The sequence below is a fragment of the Pseudoalteromonas sp. Ld19 genome, from assembly GCF_045064135.1.
Lineage (GTDB): Bacteria > Pseudomonadota > Gammaproteobacteria > Enterobacterales > Alteromonadaceae > Pseudoalteromonas > Pseudoalteromonas aliena.
In genome coordinates this window covers 106,571-129,713 of record NZ_JBISHA010000017.1, presented here as the reverse complement: position 1 = coordinate 129,713, position 23,143 = coordinate 106,571, and the positions used below count along the sequence as shown (strand labels likewise).

19 protein-coding genes and 1 tRNA gene are annotated in these 23,143 nt (G+C 36.4%); 1 reads left to right on the top strand and 19 read right to left on the bottom strand.

The window, feature by feature from the left end; all coding sequences use genetic code 11:
* Positions 1-13: 13 nt before the first annotated feature.
* The 17 genes from ACJJVZ_RS05595 to ACJJVZ_RS05515 all read right to left on the bottom strand — a co-directional run bounded on the left by ACJJVZ_RS05595 (position 14) and on the right by ACJJVZ_RS05515 (position 19,783).
* A complete protein-coding gene (locus ACJJVZ_RS05595) occupies positions 14-898 on the bottom strand; it encodes a glycosyltransferase family A protein (protein WP_405598807.1) in 885 nt (294 codons plus the stop codon).
* Positions 899-1,042: 144 nt separating this feature from the next.
* Positions 1,043-2,944 (bottom strand): hypothetical protein, encoded by a 1,902-nt coding sequence (locus ACJJVZ_RS05590; protein ID WP_405598804.1) that lies wholly within the window; start codon positions 2,942-2,944, stop codon positions 1,043-1,045.
* 78 nt (positions 2,945-3,022) lie between these two features.
* The gene (locus ACJJVZ_RS05585) at positions 3,023-4,720 is read right to left on the bottom strand and encodes a hypothetical protein (RefSeq protein ID WP_405598802.1); all 1,698 of its coding nucleotides are present in this window, start codon (positions 4,718-4,720) and stop codon (positions 3,023-3,025) included.
* Positions 4,721-5,147: 427 nt separating this feature from the next.
* Positions 5,148-7,205: a secretin N-terminal domain-containing protein gene (locus ACJJVZ_RS05580; RefSeq protein WP_405598800.1), complete on the bottom strand. Its 2,058-nt coding sequence runs from the start codon at positions 7,203-7,205 to the stop codon at positions 5,148-5,150.
* A 9-nt stretch (positions 7,206-7,214) separates the two neighbouring features.
* Entirely contained in the window at positions 7,215-7,793 is a 579-nt protein-coding gene (locus ACJJVZ_RS05575) for a hypothetical protein (RefSeq protein WP_405598798.1), read from the bottom strand.
* A complete protein-coding gene (locus ACJJVZ_RS05570) occupies positions 7,783-8,352 on the bottom strand; it encodes a hypothetical protein (protein WP_405598796.1) in 570 nt (189 codons plus the stop codon). The genes ACJJVZ_RS05575 and ACJJVZ_RS05570 overlap by 11 nt, the downstream gene beginning before the upstream one ends.
* The gene (locus tag ACJJVZ_RS05565; protein ID WP_405598795.1) at positions 8,345-9,493 is read right to left on the bottom strand and encodes a hypothetical protein; all 1,149 of its coding nucleotides are present in this window, start codon (positions 9,491-9,493) and stop codon (positions 8,345-8,347) included. The genes ACJJVZ_RS05570 and ACJJVZ_RS05565 overlap by 8 nt, the downstream gene beginning before the upstream one ends.
* A 5-nt stretch (positions 9,494-9,498) precedes the next feature.
* Complete coding sequence (locus ACJJVZ_RS05560; protein ID WP_405598793.1) at positions 9,499-10,398, bottom strand: general secretion pathway protein GspK; 900 nt, start codon at positions 10,396-10,398, stop codon at positions 9,499-9,501.
* Positions 10,395-11,087 (bottom strand): Tfp pilus assembly protein FimT/FimU, encoded by a 693-nt coding sequence (locus ACJJVZ_RS05555; protein WP_405598791.1) that lies wholly within the window; start codon positions 11,085-11,087, stop codon positions 10,395-10,397. The genes ACJJVZ_RS05560 and ACJJVZ_RS05555 overlap by 4 nt, the downstream gene beginning before the upstream one ends.
* Complete coding sequence (locus ACJJVZ_RS05550) at positions 11,080-11,517, bottom strand: prepilin-type N-terminal cleavage/methylation domain-containing protein (protein WP_405598788.1); 438 nt, start codon at positions 11,515-11,517, stop codon at positions 11,080-11,082. Before ACJJVZ_RS05550 ends, ACJJVZ_RS05555 begins: the two co-directional genes overlap by 8 nt.
* Positions 11,517-11,951, bottom strand: a complete 435-nt coding sequence (locus tag ACJJVZ_RS05545; RefSeq protein WP_405598786.1) for a type II secretion system protein — start codon at positions 11,949-11,951, stop codon at positions 11,517-11,519. Before ACJJVZ_RS05545 ends, ACJJVZ_RS05550 begins: the two co-directional genes overlap by 1 nt.
* Positions 11,951-13,147, bottom strand: coding sequence for a type II secretion system F family protein (locus tag ACJJVZ_RS05540; RefSeq protein ID WP_405598784.1), 1,197 nt, complete (start codon positions 13,145-13,147; stop codon positions 11,951-11,953). Before ACJJVZ_RS05540 ends, ACJJVZ_RS05545 begins: the two co-directional genes overlap by 1 nt.
* Positions 13,148-13,149: 2 nt before the next feature.
* Positions 13,150-14,796 carry a GspE/PulE family protein gene (locus ACJJVZ_RS05535; RefSeq protein WP_405599098.1) on the bottom strand — a complete coding sequence of 549 codons (1,647 nt, stop codon included), beginning with the start codon at positions 14,794-14,796 and terminating at the stop codon, positions 13,150-13,152.
* Positions 14,796-15,191, bottom strand: coding sequence for a type II secretion system major pseudopilin GspG (gene gspG / locus ACJJVZ_RS05530; protein WP_405598782.1), 396 nt, complete (start codon positions 15,189-15,191; stop codon positions 14,796-14,798). The genes ACJJVZ_RS05535 and gspG overlap by 1 nt, the downstream gene beginning before the upstream one ends.
* Before the next feature lie 16 nt (positions 15,192-15,207).
* Positions 15,208-17,919, bottom strand: a complete 2,712-nt coding sequence (locus ACJJVZ_RS05525) for an SLBB domain-containing protein (protein ID WP_405599096.1) — start codon at positions 17,917-17,919, stop codon at positions 15,208-15,210.
* A 117-nt stretch (positions 17,920-18,036) separates the two neighbouring features.
* Complete coding sequence (locus ACJJVZ_RS05520) at positions 18,037-18,825, bottom strand: YdiY family protein (RefSeq protein WP_405598780.1); 789 nt, start codon at positions 18,823-18,825, stop codon at positions 18,037-18,039.
* Positions 18,826-18,964: 139 nt separating this feature from the next.
* Positions 18,965-19,783 (bottom strand): mechanosensitive ion channel family protein, encoded by an 819-nt coding sequence (locus ACJJVZ_RS05515; RefSeq protein ID WP_182702352.1) that lies wholly within the window; start codon positions 19,781-19,783, stop codon positions 18,965-18,967.
* A 261-nt stretch (positions 19,784-20,044) separates the two neighbouring features.
* Here ACJJVZ_RS05515 and ACJJVZ_RS05510 point away from each other — a divergent pair.
* Positions 20,045-20,120 (top strand) — tRNA-His (locus tag ACJJVZ_RS05510).
* A gap of 515 nt (positions 20,121-20,635) precedes the next feature.
* Here the strand turns inward: ACJJVZ_RS05510 and ACJJVZ_RS05505 are convergent.
* Positions 20,636-22,063: an NAD-dependent succinate-semialdehyde dehydrogenase gene (locus ACJJVZ_RS05505; protein WP_405598778.1), complete on the bottom strand. Its 1,428-nt coding sequence runs from the start codon at positions 22,061-22,063 to the stop codon at positions 20,636-20,638.
* Positions 22,064-22,801: 738 nt separating this feature from the next.
* The gene (gene fdx / locus ACJJVZ_RS05500; protein ID WP_007377671.1) at positions 22,802-23,140 is read right to left on the bottom strand and encodes an ISC system 2Fe-2S type ferredoxin; all 339 of its coding nucleotides are present in this window, start codon (positions 23,138-23,140) and stop codon (positions 22,802-22,804) included.
* Positions 23,141-23,143 lie beyond the last annotated feature (3 nt).

Below are 23,143 nucleotides of genomic sequence, written 5' to 3'. Positions count from 1 at the left end.
CTTAGCCGTTTTTTTAATCATTAGGTAAAAGTGTAAGTAGGTTCGCATCGTGATCAAATAAAGCTTTTAATTGTTTATCGTTTTCAACGCGATTAAGCTGCCATAAGCTGTCCTGCTCGATGTTTTCAACATGCAAATATGACTCATAAGATAATCGAGCTGTTACAAGCTTAGTATTAAACCCGCATTTTAAAGCCATAAATTTAAACCAAATATCATCTGCTGTGGGGCATAATGCCATAAATAGTTCAGTATTAGTTACCTCATCGTCAAAACAATTAACAGGGTACAGAACACCACCAATACCAATAGGCATAAGTAGATGGCTCGGTAGTTGCTCATCGCTATCAAACTGCCATTGCACATAAGGGGCAATATGGCCCGCAGGGGAAAAGATAATTTTATGGGCTCTGTGACAAATAATAGAGTTCGGGTAAGCTAAGTGCTGTTTGTAAAGTTGCTCAATTTGATCAATGGGATAAATGATATCGTCATCAAAAGTAATAATGGGTACATTAAGCTGCAAACGTAAACTAGGGATTAACTTTTTATAAGAGCGTAAATCCTCGCACCACTTAAATGAAATATTTTTTTCTAGTTTTTTCAACTCAAGTGTAAGCACTTCACCATGTGTTAACCATACAATAATTTGCTTTGGCTTAACCGTTTGGTTCAGTAGACTATATAAGGTGTAATGCAGTGTTTCTATTCGTTTTCCATAACTTGTTAAAGAAACAACACAATCGACATTAGTAGCCTCGCAACCTTTACCGTTAAGCGTCAGACTTTGTTGAATTAGTAAGCGCTGCTGACTTATTAATAGCTGCTGATGTAAGAACGTCAATTGCTGTTTTAAATGCCGATTGGAGAAAAGCCAATTTTTAACTCGTTGCCACACTTTTTTTATCCTACTCAAAAGCAGTATATTATCAAATACTCTTTAGCAATACAGCCTACAAACTAAAGAGCAGCGAATATAAAGGTTAGGGCTTGTTTATTATAAATAGCAAACAAGCCACAGCCTTAAACAACTTCTTACTTTTTAAAACAGGGCGACTCCAAAATGATTAGCATATTGGCTTATATGTTTTTTAGCAAAACCAATTAATGACTCTAGTTGCTCACTTGCTATTACAGGCACATTATTTTGCTGTTCAAATAGCCACTCTAAATGATACCAATATTTTAAGTTTAACTGCAATAATTGCTTTTCAAGTGAATATACCTCAGCCATCAACGCAGTGTCTGTTAAGTTATCATTTAAGGTTACACTTTTGGCTACCGTTGTTAGTACATCCCGCAATTGGTTTATATTCGTTATATCCGGAATAGATAAACTATCAAGTGTAATGCCGTTGTTTATTTTTGTAATATTGGGCACATATTTGGCTAGGTGTTTTCCGCTATCAGACACCGTCTCATTGCCAAACGGGTTATTACCCAAAACCTGCGCTTCTCGCCCATCGGACAATTGCATGTTAACAGGCACGCTAAACAGGTATGGAGAACTTAAATCAACAAAGCCATAAATTAATAAAGTCCCCAATGGATCAAAATAGTTGTACTGAACAAACAACTCACTATCAATAAGCTGGTTAGCCGGAGCAGTTAGACCTATGCCATTTTCAGTACTTCGATAGTAGGTTGAGCCTATTCTATGGTTAACAAAGTCAATTACAGAGAGTAGCCCTTTCTCGGTTTCACTTACGCTTTTAATTCCTTGGTTCTTTAGCTTTTCGTTCTTATAGCTAAATACACGGGCTCCAAAGAAGCTCTCTATAAGTAGTTTGTCTTTTCTCCCCTCTTGTGAAAGTCTATAAAAATCTATTACTTTAGACGTGTTTTTCTTACCTTCAACAAGAGCACTTAATAACATTGGGTAATCACTTAAACTAAAGAATGGCGAGCTAACTTGCCATTCTTTTAGCTTATTTGTTTGGTTGTATATGTCTATCATAAGCGACATTGTCGTATTGGCATTTGGATTATGTTGCTGCTTGTGTGCTTTACATACCAGTATATTGTTTTCAACTGATAAACTGTAATCACATAATAAAGGCATGCAACTGATAGGTATATCAAGTAATAGGGTATTTTTCACCACAGGCTGAGTCGTGATAATAGACAAACCAGCATCACTAGCCATTATTTTAATTAGTGGACTAAAAAAAGCTCCTGCTTGCTCACTGCTATCTATCAACTTCTTAATTGAGTTTACAAGCGCCTTATTACTCCCCTCAACGCCACATTTACCAGGCAGTGTATTATTGTTTGTAATAAGAGTTTTTTCAGAGGATTGGTTAACAAGCTCGTCATACCAAACTGTAGCTTTAAAACGATTTTCATTAGCAATAAATAACGTTTTTAATTGTGTTTTGTAATTATGCTTTATTAATACATTTATTAATATTGCTACATGCTTATCTTTAAACTGACTCAATGTTGCTGCTAGTGTTTTTAACAAGGCATCTATCAGTGGTCGTTTTTGCTGATAAATGGCGGCATCCAATTGCATTACATGAGCATTATCTGAATAAGCAGCTAAACCCAATAAAGGCTCTACATGCTCAAGCACTTGGCTAAAGTCACTATTTTGGATCGCAGCAATACAATACTGCTCTCTTGCAAAAGCATTGTGTGCACTGGCATCTAAATTAATTGATTGTAAGTAAGTTGCCTGAACTAAGTTTGGTTGTTTTAGTCGATTATAAGTAATGGCTAGATTATTTAGAAACCCTACTTTTTTGCTGGCTTCAATGTTATAGCCCAGCAACCTTTTATATATTAGTACGCTTTGTTTCAGCTGTTTTAAATAAAAGCAGCATATTACTTCTTGCTCTAATAACTTTAGCGACTCACCTTGTTTGGCCTGTTTCTTAATTAACTGGTGTGCTTTTTTATATTTTTTTTTAGTAATTAAATTATCAATTAAATTCATAGCCATTTCAACACTCTGTAATTAAATACTTTACATAAAAAAAGCGAGCCTAAGCTCGCTTTTTATTTAAACTATTAACTAATATTAGTTGTTAGTTTTTACAGCTGTAAGATTCATACGTGAAGAATCAGAACTTGTTACTTTAGCACCAGAGAACACGTGAACGTCACGTGAAGGTACGTTAGTTACGATTTCTACTGCAGCTTTAAAGCCAGCATCAGTAGCATCGTAGCCTTCAGCTTTAAGAGCATTAGTTACTGTAGTAAGTAAGTTACGTACACCTGGTTTAACATCAGCAATTGCGCCACCTGGAAGTGCTTTCCATGTTACGTCTTCGCCTTCGATCATGTAACGCATAGTTACGTCGCCAACGCGAGTACCAGCATTAGTATGACGGATGATTGGTTGCGTGTTAGGACCAAATGGGATGTATGGTAAAACAACTACAGAACCGTTAAGTTCCCATTCACCAGCTGCAGACGTATCTAGAGCTTGCATGTTAGCAGTTTTGCCGCCAACAGACTTGTCGCTTAACACGTTAAGGCTAACAGAGAAGCTTTGAACTGCAATCAATGCATTTTCAAGCTTACCTTGGTCGAAACCAGCAGTTGTGAAAGTGATTGAAGGAGCAGCATCAACAGCGCCACCAGCTACTTTAGTAGTGATAGTAAGTTGAGTTTTAGCTGCATTAAGTGCAAGTTTAGTTACTGAAGCAGAACCTGCGTATGTAACAGCTTTTGCTAGTTCAGTAGTTGTTAATGCGCCATCTTCATTTAAGTCGATGTCGTCATCAAGCATCCAAGAGAAATCACCAGTAACTACAAAAGTAGCAACGTCTGGTACAAGTGCTAAACCAGCTGGAGTAGTGCTTGTGTTTTGCTCAACTTTTAAGTTAAGTGTATCTGAAGGGCCGTTAGCAAATTCTTGACGATCTTTACCAACATCAATCATTTCGTCAAACGCGTTAGTAACTTCAGCAGTGTACTGTGGTACTAATGTCACGATTGTTGCAGCAGATGCTTCGTCAAATTTAGTACCTGACGTATTTGTTGCAAAAGAGTTTACGTTAACAGAAGTAGATGAAGCTAGGCCTGTTGAATCTAAGAATAAACCAGCAAGCTTAAGTACAGCGTTACCTTTAACGAAATCAGTTTGGCTTGTAGCACCTTGTACAGTGAAACGAACTTGGCTATCAGTAATGTCTAACACGTCAAATGTTACACCAGCACCGGCTTGGCCAAGAGCACCAACACTAATAGTAGGCGCTGTAGTTAACGCAGTATCAAGCTTAGCACCAGAGATTTGGAACGTAAGTGTATCTTCGTCTTTGTAACCACCAATACCAGCAACAACTACTGGCTTGATTTCGATAGCTTTAACAGTTGAATACTCAACGCCGTCTTTAGCTACTGCAACACCAGTGTCAGCTGCTAAGTATACTGTACATGCATCAGCAGCAGTGTACTGAACTAAGTTTTTAGCAAGTCCATCGTTACCAGTACCGAAAGTAGCAGTATCAATACCACCATTTGCTGGAGTGAAAGTAGCAACTTCAGTTACAGCGCTAAGTTCTGTAGCTAGGTCTTCACAGTTATCATTACCGCCACCAAAAACGTTATCAGCGCCAAGGCCTGATTTGCCATCGCCTAGCTGAGTTTTTAATGAAGTCTCAAGTGCAGTTTGTAAAGTAGTGTCAACTACAGATGTTGTTTTAACTACAGCTGCATTAGCAGTGATAGATACACCAGCTACTGCAAGTGCTAATAGAGTTTTTTTAAACATTTTTTCCATTCTCCAAGTTTCATGAAACCGAGGTGAGATAACCTTATCACCACCTCAAATATTATTATACTTAGGCCGTCACCTAAGCAACAACCGAACAATTAAAGTGTATAGAGATTAACCCTTTAATGTCAATTCATTATTATTCACTGTTAATTTTAGATCAACTAAAATGTTTAACAACAAAAAACAAAGTAGGCTTATATGCTTATATAAGCCTAGCGATTTTACTTAACTTTTATAAACTTATCAAGCTTTGTGTTAAGTAAATAAAACATAAATGTTTAAATTAATTTCATACTTTATTTACGTGCCTAAATAAAAGCTTACATTAAATATATTGCACTAACATTACATCAAAAACCAACTCAAACACTTGATAAAAAAGAAGTTATTAAAATTAAAGGTTAACTTACGATAATATAAATTATGGTTGTACCTTTAGGTTTTCGAACATACTCTCAAATTTTTCTTTTATATCATCCCATTCAGACGAACTTTCTATTACCCGTGGTGTTACTAAAACAACAAGTTCAGTTTTATCACCATCTCTGGTGTCAGCTTTAAATAAGTTCCCAATAATGGGCAAGCTCGAAAAGAACGGCACTGATGACGCTTGTGTTGTGCGATTTTCGCTAATTAAGCCACCTAAAATAATTGTCTGTCCGTTTTGAGCAACCACTTCTGTATCAATAGTACGCTCAAACACACTTGGATTACCCGAAAGCGTAGAACCATTTTTAACTTCATTTGATATTTTTTGTTTTATTTCCATTAGTACAACACCCTGCGCATTTACCGTTGGTGTTACGCCCAACTCAACCCCTGTTTTACGATACTCTACGTTAGTTGTTTGACGTCCAGATAAATCTAAAGGATCGTTTGTAGTTGAACTTACAATTGGTATATCAGTACCTACTGTTATTGTTGCATTTACACCATCACGCACAACTAACGATGGTCTAGATAGGATATTAACTAATGAGTTACTTTCAAATAAGTTTACGGCTAAATCGCCTCTAGGGCCGCTCAATAAATAAGAAAGCCCGCCAAAGCCGCCATCCATAAAGGCGCCTTTCGTTGATAAACCATAACTGCCATTATTAAAACTAAACTCTACGCCTTGTTTAAATTCATCGGTTAACGATACCTCAGCAATGACCACTTCTAACATGACCTGTTTTGGTAGAATGTCTAAACGTCTTACTAAGGGTAATAATTGCTGGTACTTTTCGCCAGTAGTATAGAATATTACAGCATTTGAGCGTTCATCTATTACCATTTTAAGATCTTCAGAGCTTGCACTTAATGCCCCTCGACGCGATGACGTTTCATTATTTTCAGATGATGCAGACGTTGAGCTACTAATGCGAGATGTTCCTCCACCAATTAGCGCCTCTAAACTTTCCCCCATATCAATAGCACGAGAATATTGTGGTTGGTATATAAAATATTGCTTTTCGGCACTGTCAATTGGCTTATCTATTTGTTTTGCCCAGTAAACGGCACGCTCTATTAATGCATTACTGCTTGCAAAAAAAACTAATTTGCCTTGTTTTTCAATATTTACGGCTGTAATTGCACTTGAGGTATCGTTACCTGTGCCAAACTTAATGCCTTCTTGTTTTAAAAGTTCACTTAATTTATCTAATAAGTCCTTTCCGCTTATGTAGGTAGATTCATAAATGCCAATACGTCTATTCACAAATGCAGGGCGATCAAGCAACTGTATAAGTTCCAGGGCTTTAATCACTTCGTTTCGTTTGCCAAATACATTTATCCCATTACGATCTGTATCCGTAGTAGATTTGACCCCTATCATTTGTCTTAACGTGTTGCTCATTGATATTTGCAAGCCGTATTCATATGGGATCATCTGTATTATTTCGCCAGATGTTTCAGGTACATCCGACACTTGGTTACCATAACCATAGGTAACATCTTTTTGACCTGTGTTGTTATCTTGCTTATGTATATAAAAAATATTGTCGTTAAAACGAACTGTATAGCCGCGCTCACTAAGAAGTTGCTCAGTTAGCAAATACAGTTTGCGCTCCGTTAACGATTGCTGAATATTTAATGTAACCGTTTGTGTATCATCTTTAATTTCGTCAGCTAAAATGTAGCTTACTTTTAATTGCTCTCCAAGCACTTGGTGTAAGTAATCACTTAAACCTAAGCCATCAGAAGCTATTTTTAATTCACGTGTATCACTAAACAGATCAACTACATCATCGGTAACTTCAGCTCTTTGTTGTTGTACCTTAAATGCGTCAACGTAATTAAAAACACTCGCTTGCTTGTTTAGTTGATTTTTTTTAGTTTGACTAACTAATTCCCCACCTTCCACTGTAACGTTTTCGTTTTCTAAAAGGTACGAACTCGCTGGTTTAAAAATATGTTTTTTGTTTTCAGGTGTACTTGTACAAGCAACTAAAAATAGGCTTGTAATGATACACACGCTAGAAAGGGAAGCATTCTTCATAATAGACCTTTATTGACTCTCAATTGATGGCTCAATGTTTTTAAACATAGATAAAATAATTTCCTGCTTTTGCAGTTCTCTATTGGCCGTAAGTTTAACTTGTGTATTATTTAAAACTTGAAGCTCAAAACCAAATACTTGTGTTTTGTCGTCAAAGCGTTCTAACGTTGTCTCACTACTGTCGGTATTTAAAACGTTTATTAATGCAACCCTATTTTGTGTTTCATTTGGTTGTATAATCGCTTTAAGTACTAACTTTTTGTTATCTATAAATACTTCTGTTAACACACCCGATTGCTTTAATTGCTCTTCTTTAGTGAGCCCGATGGGCTTTTCTTCTTTCTCTACTTCTAAAGACGGTTTATATACTTCAAACAGAGAAAGTATGTCTGCTATTTGATCGTCTCTTAAGTTAAGGTTTTGTGTTTTAATGCCCTGCATGTCCGCTATTTTTTGAGACTTTGTGACAGGTACGGCTTTAAAAACCCTTTCGCTAACATCTTGCACTATCCACACCAACGCGACAACAAATCCAATAATGGCGACAGGGTGCTTAATTTGCATAATAAATTGTTGCTTACTCGGCATCGGTATCATCCTTTAATCGCATATAGTAATTGCGGCGCATAAATATTGACACAATGCCTAAAGAACCCGCCTTTTGACCTCGAAATGAAAAGTTGATTTGCGGTGTATCAACTAGATGTTTATCTGCTTTCAAATCAATTAAATAGTTTAAAACTTGATAACCTTTGCCCTCAAAAGAGTATTCAATAGTGTACTTTAGAACTGGTGCACCTTCGCCAGGAAAACTCTCTTTCCAACCGATACGCTTACTTTTTAAATCGTATTTTATAAGTTGAGCTTCTATTTTTTGCTGTTCTTCACGCTTAAATTCAGCCTCACTTTGCCACTGATAAAAAAGTGGAGAAATCTCTTTTAAAAGCATATCGAGGTTATTCAATTGTATCGTAATCGCACTTTCATTTTTTAACAAAGCTAACGTTTTATTTAGTTTTCTTTGCTCGAGTTGCTGCTCGGAAATAACAGTATCTTGCCAATCAATAATTGGAATAAATATAAATTTCAGTAAAATGAGTACACCTACAAAGTACAAAGCCAAAGCATGCTTTTTTAAATCAGCCATTTTGTTTTTGCTCCTCACTCTTTGTATTTTTTTCTACTTTGGGAATAGTTAATTTATCTTCTAATACAAAACTAATTGCAAAACGTTCTCTTGCTCTACTTTGCAACACAGGGAAGTCAAACTTTGCATCTTGTATATTTGGCTGATTGGCTAATTGCTCTAATATCGCCGACGCTTTTTCTATCTCGCCGCGGACTATAAAACGGCCATTTTCAGAGATCACACTTGTTAACCTTACTTGCTCAAATACAGGCACAAGTGATACCAGTAAACCACTGTAATCAGTTTGTTCTTGCAATATATTTAAGTACGTTAAATATTGCTGCTCTTTTTTTTCTGTTTTTGTTTGAGAAAAAAGTATGTCACTGGCTTGTTCTTTAATACTTTCGTTTTGGTAATCCAAATAATATGTTTTACTCGTTAAAAGTAAAGACGTTATTAGTAAGTATGCGCTAATAACAGCTATTCCTGGCATTGAGAATTTAATAAGTAATTGGCCCCAATTACAGTTGGTGTCCATAAATGTAAATGCCGCAATTTCTTTCGCTGTGAGATACTTTAGCCCATTTTCTATTTTTGCTAGTTTTTCATCTTTGTTCAGTGTGGTTACTTTATCTATTTGCATACCAATTGACATTGCAAAACGTTTTTCTGTATTAATAACTCCTTTTAACTGCCCACTGTAAGTAACCGAACCAACTTTTGCATAAATTGAGTCAACAGCATCACTTTTAGTGATTAACACTTCTGTATTGATGCATTGTTTTGTTAGTAGAATTGACTCTGGAAAAATAAATAGAGGATTGCTCTCCAACTCTGGAAATTGCCATTTATTAATAACGCTTTTATCTGTTTGAACATCGCAAACTAACGCGGCCTGATTAGGCTGGGATTGCAACTTTAATAATTTACGTAGCTCTTTGCTGTCGACAACGGGTAATGCAGAGTTTTGCTCTGAATAAACATTGCTCGCAATCACTAGTATTTTGGGGATTTTACCATTAACAATAGGCTCTATTGTGAGCTTGTTTTCAATATGAACAAAACGGTAATAACGCCCATCATAATAACCAACATAGCGCCATAATGAATGTAGAAAACGACGTAATTGTTGCTTTAATAGGTTAACTTTAAAAAACATAATTATTAATTGCGCTCTAATAATAAATCATAAGGTAGGATTGGGTATTTTGCGTAAGGTGAAAACTTTACAATAAACTCTTTGCTTAAGGATACATCGTAGTAATTAACATATATTTTGATAGCAAGCCTACGTGAAGGAAAAAACCTAAGTCCATCTTGGTCAGTAATATCAGTAAACTCTTTAAATACATTGACAGTAAGCTTACCTTCATCTCTTAATTTAGTAACATATTGTGCTTTTTCAAAAGAGCTCATAGATGCTATCAACTCTTTGCTGGCTGACATTATGTTTAAATCACCGCGAGAAAATACATTTAAATTAGTGTAAAGAAGCTTTTTCTCATCTTCAGATAAGGGAATTACTTTTTCTATTTCAGTAATGTCTGCTATTTTTCCGTTTCGTATATCATTCGCTAAAAAACTGTCTCGACCTAAATCCCTGGCGATATTATCAGCATCAAGCCAATCTAACAAGGTATCAATAATTTGCTTAGCTCGCTTTGGAGGTACGCCATTGGAAGTTAAAAGATCCTCCACTTGAGATGAGTACATAAAGTTTACGTTAATTAAGCCGGACTGATCTTGAATTTTAGCTGATACATAGTCAGAAACATCAAATAACTGGTTGTGATAATTCCAGCGATTTTTAATTTCTTTTACACTCTTGCTTTCATTTTCCAGCATCTCATTCTGAGTCGGATATCTCTGGGATTCTGTTAGTAACAAATAAAATAAATTACTTTGAGCTGAATGCATCAACACTTCAGCCTCAGCTCTTTGTTTAGCTAGTGAAGCGATGTGAACATGCCTTTGCGCTCCTTGGTTCAAAAAAAGTGCGAATACTGTAAGTAGCGCAGTTATAAGTAATACCTGAATTAACGCAACACCTCTAACTTTATTCATTGGGGCGACCCTAAATATAAAGTCATATGTTGGAGCGCACTTCTTTCAGTGTTTGCTTCAATTGACATTACTTTAGAGTTAATACTTAACGTTGCGGTTAAATTTACTGGTAATATCTGCCTATCTAAACCAGAAAAATTACTACTTAACTTTGGTGCTTGGTTGTTTTCTTTTTCGTCTGACATTGTATTGACATTTGTCCAGCCAACATAAGAAAGATTGAACGAATCTATGTTTTCAAGTAATAAATAACTATGTTTAAACTCTATTTTTTGATCTGCTGTAAGTACGGTGACACTTTTGGTACTTACCGACTGATATACAAGGTTAAATTTATCTTTATTTGGCTGAAGGGTTAATCTAAATATCTCAGGGTAGTGCTCTGAAAATAAGCCTTGTTGTGTAACTGAGAGTAACCGCGAATTAGTACCTATAAAAAGAAAACCTGGTTTCTTTATTTGCAATTTATTGTCCATTACCACATACGGGTATATCCCATTTAGAATTTGAGATAACAAGCTAATCCCTTTCGCGTGCTCTAGAGTCTGGTTAAAAGTACCCACTTCTTTTTGCCATTTACTTGCAAGTAATTGATAGCTGAATGTTCCAGTAAACATTAACGCACTTAGGATTGACATCGTAATTAACAACTCTATTAAAGTGAAACCAGCATGCTTATTTCTACTCATCCCAAGTGAACTCATTAAAATTATACTCTTGAACTGTATTTTTAAACTCAAACTGCACGTTAACTTTCCAAAAGTAATATTTTTTATCTATTTGAGTCATTTTTCCTGAGTCTGGGTCATATGCTTCTGGAGGCAACTTAGACTTAACGAGTGCCGCATGCCACTTAGCATTAACATCTAATAGACTTAGACTGCCTTGGCTTTCTGTCGCTTGTTGATTTTTTTGACTTCTCAGTTCTTTTTGTATTTTTTTTATACTTTCTGGGACAACTGATGCTATATGAACTTGCTTTTCAGATTTTACAGTAGCAATTATGACTCCTTTATAAATAACACCAACGATCGCAATCGAAGAGAACAAAATAACACTTGCGACTAATACTTCAATTAAGGTAAAGCCAGCTTGTTTTTTCAGATTAGGGTAAGACATTAGGGTTCAACTATAAGTTCATTGAATATATAAGGTTTATTAATTAACGTGTCTAATTCTATATTTAATGGGGTATCTCTGTATTTGACTCTTATCAGAGATACGTTTATGAGCCCTGATTTTTGAAAGTTAACTTCTTGTGGTTGAAAAAAAATATATTTAAAGGTTTTACTGTATATAACAGGGGCTGAATCTAAAGCAGTTTTATAAACTTTAAACTCTTTACCTGATAATTTTGCCGTTAATTGCTGTCCAGAAAAAAAAGCGCGCTGACTCACCGCAACTAATTCTCGCTTTAGATTCAACAACTCAGCTTTAGCTTGCGCCTTATCTAGCTGCTGAATTGTCATTGGCCCTACCAAACCAATTAATAAGGCAACAATTGTCATTACAACCATTAATTCTATTAGTGTAAAGCCTTTAAACTTGAACATTACAAACCAACATCATTCATAGATACCATGCTTAAAAGCATTACAACAACAACACCGCCCACAATTCCTCCCATAATTAAGATCATTAGGGGCTCTAATAACGTCGTCATTTTGTGAGTCCAGCTTTCAAAGTCTATTCTGGAACGGTTCGCTATCTCGTCAAACACTCTTTCTAAGTTTCCTGATTCTTCACCGACTTCCAATAGAGATACATAAAATGCAGGGTACAATGATGTTTGCTGAAGTGCTGGCGACAAAGAACTACCGCGCTTTACTTTCTGCTTAGCTATTTCAATCTCTCTACGTAAATGAGAATTGCGAATATTACCAGCAGAAAGTCCTAATGCTTTATCTATAGGTATTCCCGACTTAAGCATCATAGTTAAACCACTGTTAAAACGTATCCTTTCAATTGTGATTATTGCTTTAGCTACTATAGGCAGCTTTAGTGATATACCTTGCCACCATTTGAGTATTTTGGGTTGCTTTAGACCGTAACTACAAGCAAATATAAATGCGATAAAGCCAACCAATAAAAATGTTTGATACTGTATCATCCACTCACTTGTGCTTAACATAAACGATGTGTACCAAGGAAGATTATCAGCCCCAACAAACATACTAGACATTTTAGGAATTATGAAATTAAAAATGAAGATAATGCTCAAAATACACACTGCGAAAATAACACAAGGATAAGTGAGTGAACCAATGATTTTACTGCGTAAGTCACGTTTAAATTTAAGATCTTTAGCTAAATCTGCAAATACTTCACTTAAAGTACCTGATGCTTCACCTAGCTCTATAAGGTTACAATACAACTCGTCAAAAACGTCAGGATAGTCTCGACAGGCTGTCGATAAATTATTACCCTTTTTTATTTTTTTATTTAAATCACCTAACAACTTGGCTAATATAGGCTTTGCTTTAGTGCGCCTTATTATATCTATCCCTTTATCTATTCTGACACCTGACTCTAACAACAAGCTCAGCTCTGCTGTTAAAAACTCTAAATCAGCTAACGTTATGCTATTTCCTTTAAAAAAAGTAACGCCATCTGAGCTTACTTCTTTTATATCTGATGGGAATAGACCTAGGGCCTGAATTGCAACTATGGCTAATTGCTTACTCTCAGCTTCTATTTGCCCTTCGCTTTTAGCGCCGGAACTATCATATGCTTTATATTCGTATAGCATTATTAACCTGCAACTCTTAATACTTCAGCTATTGTAGTATGCCCGAGAACCGCTTTATAAAGTCCATCTTCTAAAAGAGTCCTACGTTTTTGCGAATAGTTATGCTCTTTGGCTTTATTGATAAAATCAGCATTTTTAGGTAATGATTTGATAGTATCATCACATGCTAAATATTCAGTTACCGCCATTCGACCCTTGTAACCTGTATTAGAGCAATGTTGACAACCTTTTCCTTTTTGTAAACTAATACCTTCTAAATCAAAACGCTTTATAAAATCATCAAGCTTATATTTTTCGATCAATATTGCTGCATCTTCATCAGGTTCTGAGCAATGGCTACATATTTTGCGCGCTAATCGCTGAGCAACAATTGATACAAGCGCTGCATTTAGTAAAAACTCTTCGACGCCTAAATCAAGTAGCCGTGTATATGCACTTGCCGCGTCATTTGTATGAACTGTACTAAATACTAAATGACCAGTTAAAGCTGACTGCAGTGCTATTTGTGCTGTTTCTTTATCACGTATTTCACCGAGCATTATAATATCGGGATCTTGACGAACAATAGATCTTAAGCCCGTTGAAAAGTCAAAACCAATATCACTGTTAACTTGTACTTGATTAATTCCTGCTAGTTGATACTCCACGGGATCTTCAAGGGTAATAATTTTTACGTCGTCGTTATTTAATGCATTAAGAAACGTGTATAACGTTGTTGTTTTACCTGAACCAGTAGGTCCAGTTAAAAGCACAACTCCTGACGTTGTTTTAATATCTTCCTTAATACATGCAGCTATATCATCAGATAATCCAAGAACTGACATGTCATAACGTACATTATCTTTACGAAGAAAGCGCATAACAACGGATTCACCATCATTAAGAGGCAAGGCAGATACTCGAATGTCAACTTCTTGATTTGAAATTTTTAACTCTATTTTGCCATCTTGCGGACGGCGTTTTTCGGCAATATCCATGCCTGAGAGTATTTTAAGCCTAGTTACAATTGGCAATTGCATTTTAGGAGCTAACCGCTCAACTTCATGCAGTACACCATCGACTCGATACCTAACCCTGTAAGTTCCTTCAAATGGCTCTAAGTGCATATCTGACGCACCTTGCCTTAAAGCCTTACCAATTAAAGAATTTAGTAAATTAACTGTAGGGGCTTCAGAAGCAAGTTCTCGGAGTTTTTCTTCTTCATCTGATGAGACAAGGTCATCAGTATCAATTATATTTTTATCATTTAGTTTTGAAGCTAAGTTATTAATATCCGTCTCAGTAGCAATAAATAACGTTGCAGAAATGTTTCGTTCTGCAACCCAGTTATTAACTGCTAAATTTAAAGGATAAAGACATGCAAAATAACTTTTTTCTTCATCTAAAAGAATCCAATTGTTTTTTAATAAAAAATCCTGATCCTTACTATCGAGAATCGGAAGATCTTTATCTTGCCAGTCAAACAAATCAAATATTGGCAGTTCTAAATATAATGAAAGCAAATGCTGAACTTGATCATCAGGAAGACTTCCCATATTCACTAATATTTGCTCAATTCTCCCACCAAATTTTTGCTGATAATTTAAAGCTTTTGAAATGTCTTGTGGATTAATATTAAATTTTTCAACAAGTAATTCTTCAATACTCATCATTGATGAACTATATCCTGATTGTTATCTTCGCCACCTTCTTTACCATCAGCCCCGTAGGACAATAAAGTATAAGGCTGACTCTTATCATTATTAAGGCTATAGATATATGGATTTCCCCATGGATCTAAAGGAACATCTTTAGGTAAGTAAGGACCATCCCAACGTGATTCATCGCCGCTTCGTAAATCACTTAACTTAGATGGATATCTACCTAAATCCAGCCTATATGTATCTATCGCAGTTTCAAAGGCAGCCATTTGAGTCGCAGCAATTCCTCTTTCAGCTGTACTTAGCTTACCAAAAAACTTAGGAGCAACTAAAGATGCCAATAAACCTAAAATTACAATAACTATTAGTAATTCCATCATTGTAAAACCATTTTGCTTTTTCATTTCATGCTACCTTAAATTATAATGAACCTACAGCCGCAACCGCTACACCCATTTGGTAAAGTATCTGCGTCGCTGTACTCCATAGAGTCAAATTATCAACATGTTCTGTATCAAGCGGAACAACTACCGTGTCGCCAGGCTCTAATAATTCAGAGCGATTAACAGCAAACCAAGAATTATTACTCGGAATTTTAACTAGGCCACTTGCTTTAATAATGTAAACTCGATCCTCATCTGCCCGCTGTTTAAAGCCACCGCTTCTATCAATATAATCATCAACCGATAACGAGGAGTCAAATAAATGTGAGCTTGAAAAGTTAACTTCGCCAACAACATTAATACTATTTTGTTTACTTGGAATATAAAGCGTATCACTATCTTCTAACGGAATGTCTAGCTTACCATTTACAATAGCTGGTAAATTAATTACCAAGCGCCCTACAGCTTTAACTTTAGCTAAATCATTGATTAAACTGTTCATATCATCATAACTCAATGATGAATCAGTAATCGAGCTGTTAAAACTCTTTGAAGTAACATCACGGCGTAAGTCTTCTGATAACTTATTTAGCTGCTGCTGCTGTTGAAAGCGAAGAGTTTCACGTGTAAACACAGCACCTTCCGGATAAGAAAACTCAGTAAACCCACCGGCTCTTTTAATTACTGCTCGAAGGCTTTCACCTTTACGTATATCGTAATCACCAGGAAACTTAACTTCGCCATATAAGCTTACTTTTAATCCTTTTTGCCAGTTTGGTATTGGATATACATTGATTGAATCTTTACTTTTAACGACAAATTTCTGACTCTGAGGATTAGTAACTGCTTCTTCTAAATTAACATTCACATGTTCAAGCATTGCAGAGCTTGTTGATGAAAAACGTGTTATTTCGGCACTATCAAGAAAAGCAGATTCTTTTAGACCACCTGCTGACGCTATCGCTTTCTCAACATTTGCGTTAACAGGACGAGGATAAATACCTTCGTGATAAACTTCGCCTCTTATAGCGTAAATTTGTACTTTACTTTTGTAGCCAGATTGCTGGTTTAATTTCGCTAAGACAGGTTTTAGTAAGCGTTCTCGGCTAAAGTATGAGTACTCATCATCTTTTAGTTCAATTTTTTGATTTAAAATCTCAGTAATTGCGGTTACTTTTTTCTTTTCTTCTTCTTCTAATTCTTTAGCAACTTGTTCTGCTAGCTCCTTATCTAATGAATCACCTAAATCTATAAATTCATAAAATTGCTTTTCTTCATACTCATTCCATAAAGTCATTCGTTCTCTGAGCTTAATTTGTTCTTGAGTCAAAGCAAGTGAATCTAATGCCGTTTCTTCTTCTTCTTTCGACTGAAAGCGGCTGAAAACAATTATTTTGTCACGAGCTTGAAGTTTTAGATCTTCATTATCGTCGTGAGCAATTGCTTTTATGGGAGAGAATTGATGGACCTCTATGTCTCCTTTGGTATTTGTTTCTCTTATAATAAGAGCATACTCGTAGTCAGCAACAGGTAATAGATCACTTTTTATTGAAGAGAATAAACGGCTTACTTTATCACCTTGCTTCCATGAATAATTACCAGGGTAGGTCACAGCTCCAAGTAAAGTAACAGCTTCATTTAGCTCTTCGCTAGAAGAAGGAACTTTGATTTTATCGCCATTTTTAGCTGCATAATTTGAATCAGGACTCGTCAAATCTATTTGTAAAATTGTTTTAAAACTATTTCCAGTGTAGCGTTCCACTACAGTTTTTTGTGGGTAAGCTGCACCATTAAAGCCACCCGCCATCGTAATTAAGTCTTGTATTGACTCATTGTTTTTCAACTCAAAAATGGCAGGTCTACGAACTTCACCATCAACCGTCACTTGCTTCCCTACCGTTGGTATGAAAACAACGTCACCTGGTTTTAAAATAACGTCATTAGAGCTATCGCCTTTGATGAGCAAGTCGTATAAATCAAGCGTCTGAATAGTTTTACCTGCACGCTTTAATTGGATATTACGTAATGAACCAATTTCTGAAATACCGCCGCTTACAAATAACGCATGTGAAATTGAAGATAATGCAGGAATTGTGTAGGCACCTGATAAATAAGCTTCACCTAGCACCATAACTCTAATGCTTCTAGTTTTACCCATAGAAACGAACGGTTCTACACCGATCATTTCTTTCTCAACTTTTATCTTTACCAGTTTAACTACATCACTATATTCCATACCTGAAACTGTAACAGGTTGTAATTTATCTATAGCTAGTCGCCCTTCCCTATCAACTTCTACTTCTTCAGTTGAAGAATCTTTACCGTATAAATTTATAGTGAATGTATCACCGGGACCAACGATATAATTATCAGGTACCAATGCATTCTCAGATGGTGTAAATGTAGTTGGCTCACCCGAAAAAAGCTCATAACCAAACGGTTTGGGGTCGTCTGATTTAGGCTTAAACTTTTCCTCATCTGTTTGAAACTCTTCATCGTTGATTTTATTTTTATCATTTCGAGGTAAAACAGAAGGTATTAATAATTTATCCTCCGAGTCTTTATCTTTTGACTGTTCTAATGAACTTAGATCAATACCATATTTTTTTGCCAAAGATTTCTGCTGAGCCTCTGGCAATTTTTTAAATTGCTCTAGCTGCTGTTCTGTGGGCTGAACCCCCTGCTCTGCACTTAATACAGAAAACGATAGTAAGGTACTGAAAAACAGTATCGCCGAAAAAAATTTAATTAACTTCACAAAGTTTCCTTCCAGTAAAAAGATAAAGAGAGCCGCGGCATGTTACACCATTTTTTAGATAAAAAAAATGGGTAAGCAAGCTTACCCATTATATAATCTAAAGTGATGTTAAAAACTGTAAACAAGTGTTAATGATGTTTCAGTATCTGTGCTTTCTTTGTCATCGGCAACGTCTGAGTTGTTTGTAATGTTGTAAGCAACTTTCATTTGTAATGAGCCGTTGATTTTTGCAAGTAACGCAGTTTCAGAGCGAGTTTTGGTGTTTGTATCACCATATTCGATAGCCACTAACTGAGTGAAACGTGCATTATCTGAAATTTTCCAGTTGTAATCTAACTTACCAAGCGCAATAACTTCTCCGTCAGACTCGCCAGCAAGTAGCTTGCCGCTATCATCTGTTTCTGTGCTGTCGTCAGGGTATGTAAAATATTTATAACCAGGACCTATCTCGGCGCTCAACCACATCGTTTTTTCGTTTAATAAACGCAAGCCATAACCTGCAGAAATTACTGATTCACTTCTGTATGAGCCAAAGTAGTCTGATACGTGTGAACCATAAATGAATAGGTGAGCGTGTTTTTCATTTAATTTGTAATTACCTTGAGCAGAAATAGAGTACTTTTCATTTGTACGCTGTTTTTCCTTGCTGCCGTTATCATTTTCAACTTCATCTTCTTTGTAGATACCGTCGATTTTGTACTCATTGTTCCAGCTTTCTAAATTATGCTGTATTTTAATACCACCTTTGAGTGTGGTCGTTTCGGTGTTACCGCTAGTGATAATTGCGCCTAGCTCACTGGTAACTTCCCATGTTTTTTGCTCAGATACTGCGTCTTCTGCGAATGCGTTAGTTACTACAGATACAGCAACTACAGCTGATAAAAACTTTAATTTCATTAAAAATAACCTTTGTATTAATTTGCGCCTATTTTATTAAAGCATGGCTTGTTAGAGCAAGCTAAATAGCTCATAAACGATTATGTTTATGAGCTATTATGTTACTCAAGCGATCAAAAAACAGCCAAGTATTTTAAAATTAGTCTTGTTTGTGTAAATGAACATCCATTTGTGGAAATGGAATTGTAATGTCGGCTTCATCTAATGCAATTTTAATATTTTCCATTAAAGACCAATATGTAGGCCAATAGTCAGCTGAGTTAACCCAAGGACGAACAATAAAGTTTACGCTTGAGTCACCTAACTCAGATACAGCCACAGTGTAAGCAGGGTCTTTTAGTAGACGCGCTTCTGCATCGAGTACTGATTTTAATACTTCTTTTGCTTGGCGTAAATCAGCGTCGTAACCAACACCAATGACTAAATCAATACGACGAGTAGACTCTCGTGAGAAGTTAGTAATTGCGCCCGACATTATTTGCGAATTTGGCATGATAATAACTTTATTATCTGGGGTACGCATTTCAGTTGAAAATATTTCGATTTTTTTGATTGTTCCGGCTTTTCCGCCTGCTTCTACATAATCACCCGATTTAAACGGACGAAGTAAAATAATAAGAACCCCAGATGCAAAATTAGAGAGCGAGCCCTGTAATGCCAAACCAACAGCTAAACCAGCGGCACCTAAAATAGCAATGAACGATGTGGTTTCGATACCAATTTGCGAAAGTGCCATTAAAATAGTGACAGCAAATACAAGTGTGTACACAATACTTGAAACAAATGATCCAACCGCTTTGTCGACTTTCTTTTTGTCGAACGCTTTTTCAGTTAAACGAGCACAAAGCTTAGCGATACGGCTACCAAGCAAAAAGATAACAAGCGCAACAACAGCTTGAATGCCATAATGCAATACTAGTCCTGAGTTTTCGTTAAGCCAATTAAGTACTGAATCCATATTTACTCCAAATATTATTTATTAAGCAATTTTAAGCGTTATCATACATTAATTTACAACCTATTCTCATAAAATAATGAATTCTCACTACCAATGAAACTTGCGTCCTCTATTTTAGGTGAATTAAAAACCAACACACTATAGCTAATATTTTGAGACCTAAGCAGTCATTTTATTTTATTTTGTTTTTTTTACAAAAAAGCTTCACAACATTTATTATTTTATGTATCATGCGCGCCACACCAAACAAGGTGTGTTGTGGCGGTTGTAGCTCAGTTGGTAGAGCCCCGGATTGTGATTCCGGTTGTCGCGGGTTCAAGCCCCGTCAATCGCCCCAATTTTTCTTCTCTAATATCTATCCTGTATTTCCTATATTATATATCTTCATTTTTATACTAATAGTCTACTTTAAAATTCAGTTTTTATACGCTTATAGTCGCTTTATTTCTACTGTTTGTTCAATAAATAATCGTTGAAACGGGCGCTCAACTAAAAATCATGACATACAATTTTTCATATATATTATTTTTGATGCTGTAGATTATTTAGATAGGGCTTATTGATCTTTTGGGACTAAAGCCTGTTGCGATTTAATCACAGCGAGAGGCTATAAAAGCAGATGTAATCTAGAGGTAAATATATGTGTAGCGCTATTTTAAAAGCAGCCTTAAAAAAATGCCACCTTGCGGTGGCATTTACACACGGGGTTATTTCTACTTATAGAAATTCTTTTTTTATTAATTTTTATTTAACAAAATATGCTGCTGCAAAGGTAGCATTTAGGGCTTTGTGAGGCAACAGCAAAGCGTAAAGATCATATATCTGCCACATTAGTGTAATAAACCAAGTTGGCTAAATCTTAATACACACGTATTTTTCTTCTAAGTACTCATCAAGCCCTTGGTGCCCTCCTTCGCGCCCTAAACCTGATTGCTTTACACCACCAAATGGTGCAACAGGGTTTGATATAACCCCTTCATTTACACCGATCATACCAAATTCAAGCCCTTCACTTATTCGGTAAATTTGCTTAATATTCTGGCTGTAAAAATACGCTGCTAAACCAAATGGTACATCGTTAGCAAGCGCAAGCACTTCGCTTTCTTCATCAAAAGGAATAACCGTTAATACTGGGCCAAATACCTCTTCGTGGTAAATATCCATCTCAGTGGTTACATTATTTAGTATTAATGGGTTTTGAAAGCTGCCACCTAAATCACTATTATCGCCAATAAAGGTAGCGCCTTTATCGAGTGCATCTTGTATTAACTGTTGTACTTTCTCTTTTGCTTTAGGGTAAATGAGTGGACCAATATCAACATCGTCTTCAAAACCATTTGCTACTTTTAATACGGCAACTTTAGGGGTGATTTTTGAAAGTACTTTGTCGAGAATGTTACGCTGTATAAAAATACGGTTTGCAGCAACACAGGCCTGTCCGCTGTTTCTAAATTTAGCCGCCATTAACCCTTCAACGGCTTCATTTAATTCAGCACTATCAAAAATAATAAAAGGCGCGTTACCGCCAAGTTCCATTGATGTACGTTTAATGGTAGAAGCGCACTGTGATAGTAACTGCTTACCCACTCCCGTAGAGCCGGTAAATGTGAATTTGCGAACAATTTCTGAGTCAGTCAGCATTTTTCCTACTGTTTTAGCATCTTGCGATACAAGCACGTTAAATGCACCTTTTACAAAACCAGCTTGATCGGCTAGATAAGCGAGTGCAATAGCACATAGTGGCGTGTGTTCAGAGGGTTTAAGTATAAAACTACAGCCCGCAGCGTAAGCTGGAGCTATTTTACGAGTAACCATAGCAACAGGAAAATTCCAAGGCGTTATGCCAGCGACAACACCTACTGGTTGCTTAAAGCTAGTTAACCTATGAGTGTTGTCTGTTGGCGGAATTATATCGCCGTAACTACGTTTAGCCTCTTCGGCAAACCATTTGATAAAACCTGCACCGTAATCAATCTCACCAAGGGATTCTTTGAGTGGTTTACCTTGCTCTTTAGTCATTAGCTCTGCAAGTGTTTGTTTGTGCTTTATAACTAGCTCATACCAGCGCATCAGGGTTTCACTTCGCTCGGTCGCGTTCGTGGCTTTTAACTTAACAAAAGCCCCCTGTGATGCACTTATTGCTAAACTTACACCCTGCTCGTCAATATCGCTTACATCAACAATATTTTTTTCGGTTGCGGGATCGTTAACGCTGAAATGCGTGTCCGTTTTATAAAAGTCACCGTTAATAAATGAGTCTGAAAAAATAAGATTACTCAAAATAAACCTCCAAAATTACGTTTTAAGTTCATCACGCCAGCAAGCTGCGCGTCTACAAAGCAAATATATAATTTAAAGTTTACTGTAGATGTTGAGCTTGCTCACGTAAGAAGCGCCGCTTCTATATTTACCTTCAAGCTAAAACACATTACGCCAGCAAGCTGCGCGTCTACAAAGCAAATATATAATTTAAAGTTTGCTGTAGACGCTGAGCTTGCTCCGTGAGAAGCGCAGCTTCTATATTTTTACCCTCAAGCCAAAACACATCACGCCAGCAAGCTGTGCGTCTACAAAATAAATGTATAACTTAAAGTTTGCTGTAGACGTTGAGCTTGCTCCGTGAGAAGCGCAGCTTCTATATTTACCTTCAAGCTAAAACACATCACGCCAGCAAGCTGTGCGTCTACAAAATAAATATATAATTTAAAATTTACTGCAGACGTTGAGCTTGCTCCGTGAAAAGCGCAGCTTCTATATTTACCTTCAAGCTAAAACACATTACGCCAACAAGCTGCGCGTCTACAAAGCAAATATATAATTTAAAGTTTGCTGTAGATGTTGAGTTTGCTCACGTAGGGAGCGCGGCTTCTAGATTTATAACCTCGAGCCAAAACGCATCACGCAAGCAAGCTGCGCGTCTACAGAATAACCTACGAGTTTTACTCGTTGCGCTTACAATTCACAAACAAAAAAGCCGCTGTATCAAACAGCGGCTTTTAAAAAATACATCGTTAAAAACTAGTGCTCTTCATTAACGATATTGAGATTGTACTTAGGTATTTCAACCACTAGGTCTTCATCTCTTATAATTGCTTGGCAACCAAGGCGTGATTCAGGCTCTAAGCCCCATGCTTTATCTAGCATGTCATCTTCTAGCTCATCACTTTCGTCAAGTGAATCAAATCCTTCACGAATCACTAAATGACACGTAGTACATGCACACGACTTTTCACAGGCATGCGCAATGCTAATACCATTTTTAAGCGCAGCGTCGAGTACCGTTTGGCCTGTAGGAGCTTCAATAGCCGCGCCGTCAGGACATAATTCAGGATGTGGAAGAAAAACAATTTGTGGCATTCT

What these genes read in the sequence shown, in the direction of transcription:
- ACJJVZ_RS05585 (WP_405598802.1), bottom strand. Translation starts at nt 4,720, where the DNA reads ATGTTTAAAAAAACTCTATTAGCACTTGCAGTAGCTGGTGTATCTATC.
- ACJJVZ_RS05565 (WP_405598795.1), bottom strand. Translation starts at nt 9,493, where the DNA reads ATGTTTTTTAAAGTTAACCTATTAAAGCAACAATTACGTCGTTTTCTA.
- fdx (WP_007377671.1), bottom strand. Translation starts at nt 23,140, where the DNA reads ATGCCACAAATTGTTTTTCTTCCACATCCTGAATTATGTCCTGACGGC.
- ACJJVZ_RS05590 (WP_405598804.1), bottom strand. Translation starts at nt 2,944, where the DNA reads ATGGCTATGAATTTAATTGATAATTTAATTACTAAAAAAAAATATAAA.
- ACJJVZ_RS05580 (WP_405598800.1), bottom strand. Translation starts at nt 7,205, where the DNA reads ATGAAGAATGCTTCCCTTTCTAGCGTGTGTATCATTACAAGCCTATTT.
- ACJJVZ_RS05535 (WP_405599098.1), bottom strand. Translation starts at nt 14,796, where the DNA reads ATGAGTATTGAAGAATTACTTGTTGAAAAATTTAATATTAATCCACAA.
- ACJJVZ_RS05520 (WP_405598780.1), bottom strand. Translation starts at nt 18,825, where the DNA reads ATGAAATTAAAGTTTTTATCAGCTGTAGTTGCTGTATCTGTAGTAACT.
- ACJJVZ_RS05555 (WP_405598791.1), bottom strand. Translation starts at nt 11,087, where the DNA reads ATGAGTAGAAATAAGCATGCTGGTTTCACTTTAATAGAGTTGTTAATT.
- ACJJVZ_RS05515 (WP_182702352.1), bottom strand. Translation starts at nt 19,783, where the DNA reads ATGGATTCAGTACTTAATTGGCTTAACGAAAACTCAGGACTAGTATTG.
- ACJJVZ_RS05560 (WP_405598793.1), bottom strand. Translation starts at nt 10,398, where the DNA reads ATGAATAAAGTTAGAGGTGTTGCGTTAATTCAGGTATTACTTATAACT.
- gspG (WP_405598782.1), bottom strand. Translation starts at nt 15,191, where the DNA reads ATGAAAAAGCAAAATGGTTTTACAATGATGGAATTACTAATAGTTATT.
- ACJJVZ_RS05550 (WP_405598788.1), bottom strand. Translation starts at nt 11,517, where the DNA reads ATGTCTTACCCTAATCTGAAAAAACAAGCTGGCTTTACCTTAATTGAA.
- ACJJVZ_RS05540 (WP_405598784.1), bottom strand. Translation starts at nt 13,147, where the DNA reads ATGCTATACGAATATAAAGCATATGATAGTTCCGGCGCTAAAAGCGAA.
- ACJJVZ_RS05570 (WP_405598796.1), bottom strand. Translation starts at nt 8,352, where the DNA reads ATGGCTGATTTAAAAAAGCATGCTTTGGCTTTGTACTTTGTAGGTGTA.
- ACJJVZ_RS05575 (WP_405598798.1), bottom strand. Translation starts at nt 7,793, where the DNA reads ATGCCGAGTAAGCAACAATTTATTATGCAAATTAAGCACCCTGTCGCC.
- ACJJVZ_RS05545 (WP_405598786.1), bottom strand. Translation starts at nt 11,951, where the DNA reads ATGTTCAAGTTTAAAGGCTTTACACTAATAGAATTAATGGTTGTAATG.